We start from the raw sequence: 13261 nt of genomic DNA, 5'->3' as shown, positions 1-13261 counted from the left end.
GGGCCCTCGAAAGCAACCCGGGGCTAGGGCTTACCGCCCACCCATGATCGCGATGTAGTCCTGGGTCCAGCGGCTATACGGGACGAACTTGCCGCCCTCGGCCTGCGGGGTTTTCCAGAAGGCGATCTTGTCGAACTGGTCGAAGCCGTTGGTCTTGCAGCCTTCTGCTCCAAGCAGCTCGCTGCCGGTGCAGGCTGCCGGCACCGCCGGCAACGAACCGAACCACGCCGCCACATCGCCCTGGACCTTCGGCTGCAGCGACCAGTCCATCCACTTGTACGCACAGTTCGGATGCTTGGCCTCGACATGCAGCATGGTGGTGTCGGCCCAGCCGGTTGCGCCTTCCTTCGGAATCACCGACGCCACCGGCTGGTTGTCGGCCTTCAGGCCGTTGACCATGTAGCCCCAGGAGCTGGACGCGGCCACGCCTTCGTTCTTCACGTCGCTCATCTGCACCGTCGCGTCATGCCAGTAGCGGTGGATCAGCGGCTGTTGCTGGCGCAGCAGGTCGAGCACGGCCTTGTACTGTGCTTCGGTCAGCTCGTAGGGGTTGCTGATCCCCAGCTCCGGCTTGGCGGTCTTCAAGTACAGCGCCGCGTCGGCGATGTAGATCGGGCCGTCATACGCCTGCACCCGGCCCTTGTTCGGCTTGCCATCCGGCAGGTTCTGCGGCTCGAACACCACGCCCCAGCTGTCCGGCGCCTTGGGGAACACGTTGGTGTTGTACATCAGCACGTTCGGGCCCCACTGATACGGGGTGCCGTAGACCTGCTTGTTGACCACGTACCACGGGCCGTCCTGCAGGCGCGGGTCGATGTTCTTCCAGTTGGGGATCAGCGCCGTATTGATCGGTTGCACCCGCTTGCCGACGATCAGGCGCAGCGAGGCGTCGCCCGAGGCGGTAACCAGGTCGTAGCCGCCCTTGGCCATCAGGCTGACCATTTCATCGGACGTGGCGGCGGTCTTGACCGAGACCTTGCAGCCGGTTTCCTTTTCGAAGCCGGTGACCCAGTCGTAGGCCTTGTCGCTGTCGCCGCGCTCGATGTAGCCGGGCCAGGCGACGATATCCAGCTGGCCTTCGCCGGCACCCACGGCCTTCAGCGGTTCGGCGGCGTGCAGGCTGGCGCTGGCCAGCAGGGCGGTGCCCAGGGCACTGAGCAGGGCGGTCTTGTGCGCGAACATGGTGTTCCCTCTTGTTCAAATAGTTGTCGGGGCAGATTGGCAAACGGTGCAGCGATCCAGCGTTTTATTAGGTGATGCAAATCGGGTTCAGGCCAGGTGCTCGCCGTGGCGCGCCATGATGTGGCGGACCACGCTGTAGTCCTGCAGCGAGTCGCTGGACAGGTCCTTGCCATAGCCGGAGCGCTTGAGCCCGCCGTGGGGCATCTCGCTGACCAGCATGAAATGGCTGTTGATCCAGGTGCAGCCGTATTGCAGGCGGGCGGCGATCTGCATGGCCTTGTCCAGATCGCGGGTCCACACCGAGGAGGCCAGGCCGTATTCGGAGTCGTTGGCCCAGTCCACGGCCTGGGACAGCTCGTCGAAGCGGGTCACCGTGACCACCGGGCCGAACACTTCGCGCTGGACGATCTCGTCGCGCTGCTGGCAACCGGCCAGGAGGGTAGGCTGGTAATAGTAGCCGGCCCCCGAATGCACGGCGGCGCCGGTGACCCGTTCGATGTGCGGCTGGCTCAGGGCGCGCTCGACGAAGCTCGCCACGCGGTCGCGCTGGCGGGTGCTGATCAGCGGGCCGATCTCGTTGTCGGCATCGCGCTTGCTGGCGAAGCGCAGGCTGCTGACTGCCCAGCCGAGCTCGGCCACCAGCTTGTCGTGGATGCCGGCCTGGGCGTAGATGCGGCAGGCGGCGGTGCAGTCCTGGCCGGCGTTGTAGTAGCCCCAGGTGCGCACGCCCTCGACCACGGCCTTGAGGTCGGCATCGTTGCAGACGATCACCGGGGCCTTGCCGCCAAGTTCCAGGTGGGTGCGCTTGACGGTCCTGGAAGCGGCCTGAAGGATTTTCTGCCCGGTGACGATATCGCCGGTCAGCGAGACCATGCGCACCCGGGCGTGGCTGACCAGATGGCTGCCGACGCTTTCGCCGCCGCCACAGACGATATTCAGCACGCCCGCCGGCAACAGCTCGGCAAGGGCAGGGGCCAGGGCCAGGATCGACAACGGGGTATGTTCGGAGGGCTTGAATACCAAGGTGTTGCCGGCCGCCAGCGCCGGGGCGATCTTCCATGCCGCCATCATGATCGGGTAGTTCCACGGCGCGATGGAGGCCACCACGCCCAGCGGATCGCGGCGGACCATGCTAGTGTAGCCAGGTACGTACTCGCCGGCCAGTTGCCCGGTCTGGCAGCGCACCGCGCCGGCGAAGAAGCGGAATACATCGATGGCCGCCGGCAGATCGTCCTGGCGCGCCAGGTGCAGCGGCTTGCCGCAGTTCAGGGCTTCCAGGCGGGCCAGTTCGTCGGCCTGGCGCTGCAAGGCATCGGCGATGTTCAGAAGGATATTCGAGCGCTGTTGCGGCGTAGTCCGCGACCAGCCGGCGAAGGCACGGTGCGCGGCCTGGATCGCGGTTTCCACCTGCTCGTTGCTGGCTTCGGCGATATGGGTCAGGACTTCGCCCGTGGCCGGGTTGAAGATCGGCTCGGCCAACCCCTCGCCGGCAACCAGTTCGCCGTCGATCAGCAATGCGGTGGAGAAGGTCGGGTGCGCGCCGGACATCGTGGAAGTTCTCTGTTGTTCTGTTTTTTTGAACTGTCGCCCTACGTGGGTGGGCGATATTTCTTACAGAGCCTAGAGCGGAGCGCGCAGGTCGACAAATGCTAAATATTGAAGGGGCCGTTCGATTAAATCGAAAGCTTGCGCCCCGAGCCGGGTTCGCGGGCCACGGTCAGGAATGGATCGACCAGCGCCGGCCGGGCCGTGCCACGGCGCCAGGCCAGGCCGATATCCAGGGTCTGGCTCAGGTCGGCCAGCGGCCGGGCCTCGATGATGTCGCCTTCCAGCGACCAAGGCCGGTAGGTCATGTCCGGCTGGATCGAAACCCCGAGCCCCGCCGCCACCAGGCTACGCACTGCCTCGGTGGAGGCCGTGCGCAGGCTGATCTGCGCCTGCAGCCCCGCGCCGGACCACATGCGCCGGGCGTTCTGTTCCATTTCATCGACATTGAGCTGGATCAGCGGCTCGTTGGCGACATCGGCAAGGCTGATGCTGTCGCGCTCCAGCAACGGATGCTGGGCCGGCAGCCACAAGCGGTGGGGCGAGTGGGTCAGCACCTCGGTCTGCAGCGCCAGACGGTCTTCGAGGTTGGACAGGATCAGCACGCCGACATCAATCTCGCCGGCTACCAGCAAGTGCTCGATATACGGCCGTTCGTCCTCTGTCACGCGGATTTCAACATTGGGGTAAGCGCGCTGGAAACGGGTCAGCAGGTCGGCCAGGTAATAACCGGCGACCAGGCTGGTCACGCCGATGGTGAGCTGGCCGGCGACCTGGTCGGTGCTCTGTTGCAGGCTGCGCTTGGCGTTATCCACGGTAGCGAGGATCAGGTGCGCCTGGCGCAGGAACTGATGGCCCTGGTGGGTCAGGGTCATGCCCTTGGCGTGGCGGTTGAACAGGCTGACGCCGATCTCCTGTTCCAGTTGCTGGATGGCCAGGGTCAGGGTGGACTGGGAAATGAACACCGCCTGGGCGGCGGCGGAGATCGAGCCGGTTTCCGCGACGGCGATGAAGTGGCGGATCTGGCGCAGGGTCATCATGGCGGTGTGCTTTATTGGTTTTTATGAGTGGCCGCCAGTCTATATCTTTTTTTTCGATGGACATAAGTGCAGAACGAATCCTGCAAGCAACTGCCCAACCGGCTATGGTGGGGGCTGGCTCCACCCATGACGGTCCACTGATGGGCCGATAAAAACAAAGAACACGGATATTCCCGATGCTTTTTCGCAACAACATCAACGCCCTGCGCGCGCTCGCCGTGATCGCCGTGGTGCTTTTCCATTTCCGTATTCCAGGCTTCGATGGCGGCTTTGTCGGCGTCGATGTGTTCTTCGTGATTTCCGGCTTCCTGATGACCGGAATCATCGTCGATGGCCTGCGCCGTGGCGACTTCTCCCTGCTCGGTTTCTATGCGTCGCGGGCACGGCGGATCATCCCGGCACTGGCGGTGTTGTGCCTGGTGCTGATGCTGTTCGGCTTCGTCTACCTGCCGCTGGACGATTACCGCGAGCTGTTGCGCACGGCAAAGAACAGCCTGCTGTTCACCTCCAACCTGCATTTCGCCGAGGATGGCGACTACTTCTCCGCGCCGCTGCACGAGAACTGGCTGCTGCACACCTGGTCGCTGTCGGTGGAAATGCAGTTCTACCTGTTCTACCCGCTGTTGTTGCCGCTGCTGTTCCGCTGGCTGGGGGAACGCGCAATGGCCTGGACGCTGGCGCTGCTGGGCGGCGTTTCGCTGGCCGCGTCGGCGGTGCTGACCGAGAGCCATCCGGTGGCGGCCTTCTACCTGCTGCCGACCCGGGCCTGGGAAATGATCCTTGGCGGGCTGGTGTTCCTCTTTCCGATGGTCCTCTCGCGGCTGGGGCGCGGCCTGCTCGAAGGCGCCGGCCTAGCGATGATCCTGATCGCGGTGCTGGCGTTCTCCGGCAGCGACCCCTGGCCGGGGCACCTGGCCCTGCTGCCTGCGCTGGGGGCGGCAATGGTGATCCAGGCCAACAGCAACTCGCTGTTCAGCCGGGTGGTGCCGCTGCAGTGGGTCGGGCGCATTTCCTACTCGGTGTACCTCTGGCACTGGCCGCTGGTGGTCTTCCTGTACATCTGCGGGCTGCTCCACAGCGCGCCCCACGTACTCGTCGCGCTGCTGCTCACCCTGGCCCTCGGCTACCTGTCGTATCGCTGGGTCGAATCCAGCGTGGGGAAAGTCCGTCGGCCTTCGCGGGCTTTGCTCAAGCACTGCGGTATGGCGTTGGTGCTGGTGGTGGTGGCTTCGGCCGGGGGCTCGCTGGTGAAGAAATACCCGGCGCTGCGTTTCGCCTTCGAAGAGCACGAGCGGCCGGTCTACGCCAGCACGTTGTACACCCGTGAGTGCTACCCGGATGCGGCGGACCGCGACGTGGTGGACTGCCGGCTGGGCGAAGGCGAAGTGCGGGTGATCCTGTTCGGCGACAGCCATGCCGAATCGACTGCCGCTGCGGTGCAGATCGTCAACCGCGAGGCCGCGCTGTCCTGGTCCCGTGGTGGCTGCCCGACGCTGATGGACTTCCAGATGCAGGACCGCGAGCTGGAAAGCAAATGCCACGCGTTCAACCAGCGCCGCTTCGAGCTGCTCAAGCATGAATACCCGGGGTACCGGTGGTGCTGCTCAGCCGTGCCGCGCTGTACTCGGACAACCGCCGGGAAAACCGCTTCCGCGTCTACTTCGACGGCCAGCGCCACCCGGATTCCGCCACCTTCGCACGCCAATTCGATGCCGAATACGCCCGCACCGTCTGCACCCTGGCCGAGCAACGCCCGGTGTACATCGTGCGGCCGATTCCGGAAATGCCGTTCAGTGTCTACAAAGGGCTCAATCTGCAGGCGCGCATCCTGGGCAGCACATCGGATATCTCGGTGCCGCTGGAGGCCTATCGCGAGCGTAACCGCCGGGCCAACGAAGCCATCGACTACGCGGCCGCCCGTTGCCAGGTGCAGGTGCTGGATCCGGCGCCTTGGCTATGCCCGGACGGCGCTTGCATGGGGTCGCTGGAGGGCAGGGCATTGTACTTCGATGACAACCATCTGGTGGACTCGGGGAATCGGCAGTTGCAGGGGATGTTTCGTGGCTTTTTCTGATAGGGGCCGATGAAAAAGTGTTGCCTACGCGCTGAAAAGTTCATCGATTTCCGACTTTCTTGTAGGCAATTTCCCAAGCATACTCCCCGGCCCGCTTTTGGGTTGCGTGGGGTGGAAAGGGTGCCTAGTCTGCGTCGGTCGTTGTTAGCGCAATGACCGGATTTAGCAGTCCGTGTTTGCCAGAAACCTCCATGAGCCACCATTTTTATGGCGGCTGTACGTGTGGGCGCCTTCGGGTGCGCCGGGTATATGGGGTTCTGGGCCCGGTCTGCTAACCCGCGTACAGTCGCCACCCTTCGTTTAGCAGCGAATCGTGGTTTTTCGATCCTTTACTCACCGGACCCCGAAACCATGAAAAAGCTCGTCCCTGATCCACCTTATGCGCTCTGCACCACACCCGGCCTGACCCGCGAGGAAGCCATGCAGCATGCACTGGACCACCTCGAAAAGGCCCTCGCCAACGTATCCCTCCTACCGGCTCCACCCATGGAGCACCACCTGGAAATGCTTAACAACGCGCTGCTCAATCTGCAGATCAGCAAGGCGTTGATGACGGTGGCGGTGGCGGCTTCGACCTTGAGTGTCACGGTCTGATTGACTGTTGTGTATTTGATGGCCTCATCGCTGGCAAGCCAGCTCCCACAGGTTCGGCGGCGCACACGAACCCTGTGGGAGCTGGCTTGCCAGCGATGAGGCCATCAGGAACACCTCAGAAACGATCGAGTCGATAGGGCTCTAGGTCCGGCAATCCCTCCACCCCCGACCCCATCAACCCGCCCACCATTTGCGCCGTCACCGCCGCCTGGGTCAGCCCCAGGTGCTGATGCCCGAACGCCAGCAGCACCCGTCCGTCACAGACCCGGTCGATCACCGGCAGCGAGTCCGGCAGGGATGGCCTGAAGCCCATCCACGGCGTGGCGTCGCGGGCGTCCAGTTCTTTTTTGAACAAGCCCCGGCTCAACCTCTGCAACTGCCAGGCCCGGTCCATGTTCGCCGGGCGCTCCAGCCCGGCGAATTCCACCGTGCCGGCCAGGCGCAGGCCTGCGGACATCGGCGTCATGATGAACTTGCGCTCCAGCGAGGTCACCGCGAACGGCAGGCGCCGGTGCTCATGGGGCAGCATCAGGTGATAGCCGCGCTCGGTATCCAGCGGCACGCGCTTGCTGGTCAGGGCATGGGTGAGCCGCGCCGAGTGCGCGCCGCAACTGACCAGCACCCGCGGGACGTTCAGCTCGCCCTGGTCGGTGGCGAGGCCGATGCTGTCCGCCTTCAACCGGGCACCCCGTACATCCCGTCGAATGAAGCGAACGCCTGCCGCCACGGCAGCCTCGTACAGCGCCATCACCGTGGCATGAGGATCAAGAAAATGCCCGGTGGCGGGGAAGAACAGCCCACCGCGCAGGTGCTCGCTCAACTGCGGTGCCGCCTGGCGAATGGTATCTGCCTGCCAGCGCTGCACCGGGACGTTTTGCCCCAGCATGCGCGCTTGCAGAGCGTCGACGGCCGCAGCGGATTGCGGTTTTTCGAAGACCAGCAGCGACCCATCTTCCTGCAGCATTTCAGCCTGGCCCAGTGAACCGAGCAGGCGCCGCCACGCCTCCAGGCTGGCTTCGTTCAGGGCACGGATGCCTGCAACGCTTCGGCGATATGGCGCCGGACGCAGGTTCAGCAGCAGGCGGACGAACCACGGCATGGCGCTGGGCAGGTACTTCCAGTCCAGGCGCAACGGCCCCATGGGGTCCATCAGCATGTTCGGCAAGCGTTTGAGGATCGACAGGTCGGCGATGGGGAACACCTGCTCGGTCGCCAGGTGCCCGGCATTGCCGAACGAGGCGCCCATGCCGGGCGCCTGGCGGTCGATCAGCACGACCCGCAGGCCTTGTCGCGCCAGTTGCAGGGCACAGGCGACGCCGACGATGCCGGCGCCGATCACAGCGATATCGAGCTCGCGCGAAGCACAGGTCATGACCATGTTTCAGGCTTCTCGCTCGCCATCGAGCAGCCGCCGCAGATGCAGCGGGTTGCCGTGTTGCAGGGCCACCGGCAGCAGGCTGTCGGGGAAGTCCTGGTAGCACACCGGGCGCAGGAAGCGCCGGATCGCCGCCGTGCCCACCGAGGTCGCGCGCGGGTCCGAGGTGGCCGGGAAGGGGCCGCCATGGACCATGGCGTCACAGACTTCCACCCCGGTCGGCCAGCCATTGACCAGCAGGCGCCCGGCCTTGCGCTCCAGCACCGGCAGCAGGGCGCGGGCCTGGTCGAGGTCGGCGTCGTCCAGGTGCAGGGTAGCGGTCAATTGGCCTTCCAGGTGTTCAGCGACCTCACGGATCTCCCGTTCATCTTCGCAGGTGACCACCAGCGACGCCGAACCGAAGACTTCCGCCTGCAGGCTCGGGTCGCCCAGGAAATCCCGGGCAGTGCTGACGAACAAATGGGCCTGGCACTGGTTGGGCCCCTCGGCAGGCGTGCCCGTGGCAGCGATATCGGCATGCGGATTGGCGCCCAGGGCCTCGATGCCACTGCGATAGGCGCTGTATATCCCGGGGGTGAGCATGGTTTGTGCCGGGCTCTGCCAGATGTGCTGCGCTGCGCTGGCGATGAAGCGGTCGAGGTCCGGCCCCTGGCGGGCAATGATCAGCCGGGGTTGGTGCAGAACTGCCCGGCACCCTGGGTCAGCGACGCGACGAAGCCTTGCGCGAGGGTTTCAGCGCGGGCCTGAAGAGCTGCCGGGAAGAGGAACACCGGGTTGATCGAACTCATCTCGGCATACACCGGGATCGGTTCGCGCCGGGCCTGGGCGGCCTGGCACAGGGCGATGCCACCGCTGCGCGAGCCGGTGAAGCCCACGGCCTTGATTCGCTCGTCGCACACCAGGGCGATACCCACTTCGCGACCGGAGCCGTAGAGCAGGGAAAACACCCCTTCCGGCAGGTTGCACACCTGCACCGCACGGGCCACGGCCTGGCCGACCAGTTCGCTGGTGCCCGGGTGGGCGCCGTGGGCCTTGACCACCACCGGGCAGCCGGCCGCAAGGGCCGAGGCGGTATCGCCACCGGCGACCGAGAAGGCCAGGGGGAAATTGCTCGCGCCGAACACCGCCACCGGGCCCAGCGGAACCTGGCGCTGGCGCAGATCGGCTCGGGGCAGTGGCTGGCGTTGGGGTTGGGCGCTGTCGACGCGCACATCGAGCCATTCGCCGGCGCGCACGGTACGGGCGAAGCTGCGCAACTGGCCGCAGGTACGACCGCGTTCGCCCTGCAAACGGGCGCGGGGCAGGCCGCTTTCGGCCACGGCGCGGTCGATCAGCGCATCGCCGAGTGCTTCGATCTGCGCGGCGATGGTTTCGAGGAAGGTCGCGCGGGCCTCCAGCGAGGTTTCGCGGAAACGGTCGAAGGCTGCCCAGGCCAGGGCGCAGGCCTGTTCCACCTGGGCCAGGGTGCCGCCCGGATACAGCGGATCCAGCAGCAGGTTGGTGGCCGGATCGATCGCGCGGATCGCTTCGCGGCTGCCGGTAACGGCCTGTTGGCCGATGAGCATCTTGCCTGTCAGGGTCATGGCGCCTCCTGGAAAAGGAATTCGGGGCCGGCGGCAGGCCGCCGGCCGGATAGCGGTGGGTCAGGCCAGGTTGTGCGTGCTCGACCAGTTGGCGAACCACTGGCGGAACAGCCTGTACTGGCTGTGCGCGTAGTTGCGCTGGGCGTCGCTGAGCACGTCGGTCGCGTTGAAATGCAGGGTGTATTCCAGGTCGCCGTTGAGCACCATCAGGTACTTGTAATACAGCACCAGGTCGCAGCCTTCGTCGAAGGTGGACAGCACGTGCAGGGCTTCGGACAGCTCCAGCGCCCGGCTGCGCGCGACGGCATCGCCGCGGGCGGCACGCTTGCTCAGCTCGACCAGCAGCAGGACTTCGCGGGGCAGGGCGTTGCCGATCCCGGTGATCGCCCCGGTGGCCCCGCAGTTGACGAAGCCGTGCACCACCTGGGTATCGACGCCAGCCATCAGCACCACCTGGTCATCCTGGGAGGTGATGTGCTCGGCGGCGTAGCGCATGTCGGCGGCGCCGCCGAATTCCTTGAAACCGATCAGGCCGGGATACTTGCGGCGCAGCTTGAAGAACAGCTCGGCGCGCGTGGCGAAGCCGTAGTAGGGGCTGTTGTAGATCACTGCCGGCAGGTTCGGTGCGGCTTCGAGGATGGCCGCAAAGTGGGCTTCCTGGGCCACCGGCGAGGCACCGCGGGACAGCACGCGGGGGATGACCATCAGGCCATGGGCACCGACCCTGGCGGCGTGGGCGGCATGGGAAACCGCTTCGCGGGTGTTGACCGCACCGGTGCCGACGATGGTTGGCACCCTGGCCGCGACCAGGCGGGCCACGCCTTCCTGGCGCTCGGCCTCGGTCAACAGCGGCCAGTCACCCATCGAGCCGCAATACACCACGGCGCTCATGCCGATATCGATCAGTTCCTTGCCCTTGCGCACCAGGGCATCGAAGTCGGGTTTGCGCTCTGCGGTGCATGGGGTCATCAGGGCCGGGATGGTGCCGGTGAAGATGTTGCTGGTCATGGTGGTGTTCCTTTGGATTGTTCAGTCAGGTGGTGGGCAAGCCAGCGCGCCGCGAACCCTGTGGGAGCTGGCTTGCCAGCGATTGCGATCGAATGGGCGACTCAAATGCCCCAGGCAAACGCATCCGCGTCATCGATCAGCAAGATGCTGTCGGCGGTCATGAAGGCCTGTCCGGTGATGAACGGGCGAATCCTCTCGCCGTCCCGCTCGTAGCGGGCTTCGAAGCGGCTGCCGGTGATGCTCGCCTGGACCCAGGTCTGCCCGGGCTCCAGCGTGCCGTCGGCGGCCAGGCAGGCCAGCTTGGCGCTGGTGCCGGTGCCACAGGGCGAGCGGTCGTAGGCCTTGCCCGGGCACATGACGAAGTTGCGGCTGTCGGCCGTGGCGTCGTCGGCGAACAGTTCGATATGGTCGATCAGCGCGCCGCCTTCGCCGGTGATGCCTTGCGCTTCGAGGGCCCGGAGCATCTTCCAGGTGAGGTCGGTGAGGCGTTCCACATTGTCCAGGCGCAGGTCCTGGCCATGTTCGCTGACCAAGAAGAACCAGTTGCCACCCCAGGCGATATCGCCGAGGAAGTTGCCATGGCCCGGCACCGACACCTCGACCTGCCGGCGATAGCGGTACGACGGCACGTTGCCCACGGTGACCCGGCCATCCTCGTGCAGGGTGGCGCTGACGGTGCCTACCGGCGTATCGATCTGGTGCTCGCCGGGCTGGATCAGGCCGAGGTGCTGCAGCGAGTTGACCAGGCCGATGGTGCCGTGGCCGCACATGCCCAGGTAGCCGGCGTTGTTGAAGAAGATCACGCCACAGGTGGCATCCGCCGAGACCGGCGCGCAATGCAGCGCTCCGACCAGCACATCGTTGCCGCGCGGTTCCAGCAGGCACGCGCGGCGCCATTGGTCGTGCTGTTCACGCAGGGTGTCGCGTTTTTGCGCCATGGTCTCCCCGGCGATCTCCGGGAAGCCCTCCAGTACCAGGCGCGTCGGTTCGCCGCCGGTATGGGAGTCGATCACGTGGATGCGTTTCATGAAGCTGTCCCCTTCATTGGATGGTTCGGTTCAGGACACCCGTGGGCTGACCACGAGTGGTGCATGTGGGCGCTCGTTCTCGGCTTCGCTTTCGTGGTCTTCGGCATCCACCTGCACCAGGTGCGCCGGAACGCCGGTCGCCGCGCCCCAGTAGTAGATGCCCAGGGCGCTGAGGGCGACGGCCAGGGTGTCGAACGGATGGCCGATGGCCCCGATGCCGCCGAAGCTGCCCAGCCAGGACAGCAGGATGGTCGCGGCGTAGAAGCCGATCAGCCAGGCCGAGGAACGCACCTGCTGGGCGATGCTCAGGTGCATGGTGGGTACGAAGCGACCGCACAGCAGGTAGATGACGAACATCAGGATCTGCAGGCTGAGCAGCCAGGACACGGTCTTCCAGCCGGACCAGTAGACGATCAGCGCGGCGATGATGAACGACAGCGGACCGAGCAGCGCCATGTGCCTGACCTTGAACGGACGCACCAGCTCGGGGCGTTGCGACGCAGGGCGGCGACGGTCACCGGGGCCACGGCGTAGCTGAGGATCAGCGCGGCGGACACCACGTTGATCAGCGCCTCCCAGGACGGGAACGGCAGGGTCCAGAACACCGACAGGCCGAAGGTCAGCCAAAGCGCCGGGCGCGGGATGCCGGATTTCTCGTCGATGCGGGTGAAGATGCTGAAGAAGGTGCCGGTCCGGGCCCAGCCATAGACCACCCGTGGGGTGGCGTTCATGTAGATGTTGCCGCAGCCGCTGGGGGAGATCACCGCATCGGCCACCACCAGCCAGGCCAGCCAGCCGACACCAAGGGCGATGGCGATATCGCGATAGGGCAGGGCCAGCTCCCGGGTCACGCCCGCCCAGCCGTTGGCCAGCATGTCGCTTGGCACACCGCCGAGAAAGGCGATCTGCAACAGGGCGTAGATGGCCGTGGACAGCAGCACCGAAAGGATCAGGGCGATGGGGATGGTGCGTTGCGGGTTCTTCACTTCCGAGGCCACCGAGATGATCGGGGTCAGGCCCAGGTAGGCGAAGATGATTCCGCCGGCAGACACCGCCATTTCCACGCCCGACAGGCCGAACGGGGCGAAGCCGTGGGAGGTGAAGTTGTCGGGTTTGAAGAAGGTGAACAGCACGCCGATCACCAGCAGCGGCACGATGAACTTGAAGATGCTCACCAGGTTGTTGGACTTGGCGAAGGTCTTCACGCTGTTGTAGTTCAGCACGAAGAACAGGCACAGCAGGCTGAACTGCACCAGCCAGCCGAGCAGGGTCGGGTCGCTGGAACCGCTCTTGGTCAATTCCGGGAACCAGGCGGCGGCGTACTGGCGTGCGGCGACCACCTCGATGGCGACCAGGCTGGAAAAGGCGATCAGGGTGATGAAGCCCATCAGGTAGCCAAGCAGCGGACCGTGGGAATACACCGGGTAACGCACCACGCCACCGGCCCGGGGCAATGCCGCGCCCAGCTCGCAGTAGACGATGCCCAGCAGCAGCACGGCGAAGCCGCCGAGCAGCCAGGAAAAGATCCCGGCGGGGCCGGCGATGGCGGATACATGGCTTGCTGCGAACAGCCAGCCGGAGCCGAATATCGCGCCCAGCCCGATAAAGGTGAGGTCTATCAACGACAATTGTTTCTTGAACTTGCCTGACATGGCGTTGCCTTCTTGTGGGTTATTGGATAGGCAGGGTGGATGTCACTGTTAAAACATGTTCGCGAGTTCTGGAGCGTTGTTCTCCGATACTTCCACTTTAATTGGCCGGCCTAATCGCCCGCCCCTGAAAGTGCTATTGCCGATAAGCCGCCAGTGCACTTCGACGACCCGGGCAATGCT

General features: G+C 65.3%; 8 protein-coding genes and 3 pseudogenes. 3 read left to right on the top strand and 8 right to left on the bottom strand.

The genetic code is table 11. The features are described from left to right. Window positions 1–30 precede the first annotated feature (30 nt). The 3 genes from ydcS to CSV86_RS19480 all read right to left on the bottom strand — a co-directional run bounded on the left by ydcS (window position 31) and on the right by CSV86_RS19480 (window position 3767). Window positions 31–1182 (bottom strand): putative ABC transporter substrate-binding protein YdcS, encoded by a 1152-nt coding sequence (gene ydcS, locus CSV86_RS19490; protein WP_009403630.1) that lies wholly within the window; start codon window positions 1180–1182, stop codon window positions 31–33. A gap of 87 nt (window positions 1183–1269) precedes the next feature. Then, entirely contained in the window at window positions 1270–2730 is a 1461-nt protein-coding gene (locus CSV86_RS19485; RefSeq protein ID WP_009403632.1) for a gamma-aminobutyraldehyde dehydrogenase, read from the bottom strand. A gap of 125 nt (window positions 2731–2855) precedes the next feature. Continuing rightward, window positions 2856–3767, bottom strand: a complete 912-nt coding sequence (locus tag CSV86_RS19480) for a LysR family transcriptional regulator (protein ID WP_009403633.1) — start codon at window positions 3765–3767, stop codon at window positions 2856–2858. 176 nt (window positions 3768–3943) lie between these two features. On the opposite strand from CSV86_RS19480, the pseudogene CSV86_RS19475 reads away from it, so the two are divergent. From CSV86_RS19475 to CSV86_RS19470, 3 genes and pseudogenes are all read left to right on the top strand, one after another. Beyond that, a pseudogene (locus CSV86_RS19475) lies at window positions 3944–5278 on the top strand (acyltransferase family protein); the annotation flags it as partial. 83 nt (window positions 5279–5361) lie between these two features. Next, window positions 5362–5841, top strand: coding sequence for an SGNH hydrolase domain-containing protein (locus CSV86_RS33055; RefSeq protein WP_311985880.1), 480 nt, complete (start codon window positions 5362–5364; stop codon window positions 5839–5841). Window positions 5842–6192: 351 nt separating this feature from the next. Beyond that, window positions 6193–6435: a hypothetical protein gene (locus CSV86_RS19470; protein WP_080604792.1), complete on the top strand. Its 243-nt coding sequence runs from the start codon at window positions 6193–6195 to the stop codon at window positions 6433–6435. 115 nt (window positions 6436–6550) lie between these two features. Here the strand turns inward: CSV86_RS19470 and CSV86_RS19465 are convergent, their stop codons facing one another. From CSV86_RS19465 to CSV86_RS19445, 5 genes and pseudogenes are all read right to left on the bottom strand, one after another. Further along, window positions 6551–7813, bottom strand: coding sequence for an NAD(P)/FAD-dependent oxidoreductase (locus tag CSV86_RS19465; RefSeq protein WP_009403636.1), 1263 nt, complete (start codon window positions 7811–7813; stop codon window positions 6551–6553). A 3-nt stretch (window positions 7814–7816) separates the two neighbouring features. Beyond that, window positions 7817–9393 (bottom strand): annotated as a pseudogene (locus tag CSV86_RS19460) (aldehyde dehydrogenase (NADP(+))). A 60-nt stretch (window positions 9394–9453) separates the two neighbouring features. Continuing rightward, a complete protein-coding gene (locus CSV86_RS19455) occupies window positions 9454–10401 on the bottom strand; it encodes a dihydrodipicolinate synthase family protein (protein ID WP_009403639.1) in 948 nt (315 codons plus the stop codon). A gap of 101 nt (window positions 10402–10502) precedes the next feature. Beyond that, window positions 10503–11429, bottom strand: coding sequence for a 4-hydroxyproline epimerase (locus CSV86_RS19450; RefSeq protein ID WP_009403640.1), 927 nt, complete (start codon window positions 11427–11429; stop codon window positions 10503–10505). A gap of 30 nt (window positions 11430–11459) precedes the next feature. Continuing rightward, window positions 11460–13081, bottom strand: a pseudogene (locus CSV86_RS19445) (APC family permease). Between the last annotated feature and the right edge of the window lie 180 nt (window positions 13082–13261).

The sequence above is a fragment of the Pseudomonas bharatica CSV86 genome, assembly GCF_000319305.2.
In the GTDB taxonomy this organism is placed as follows: domain Bacteria; phylum Pseudomonadota; class Gammaproteobacteria; order Pseudomonadales; family Pseudomonadaceae; genus Aquipseudomonas; species Aquipseudomonas bharatica.
This window is presented reverse-complemented; position numbering and strand designations above follow the sequence as displayed.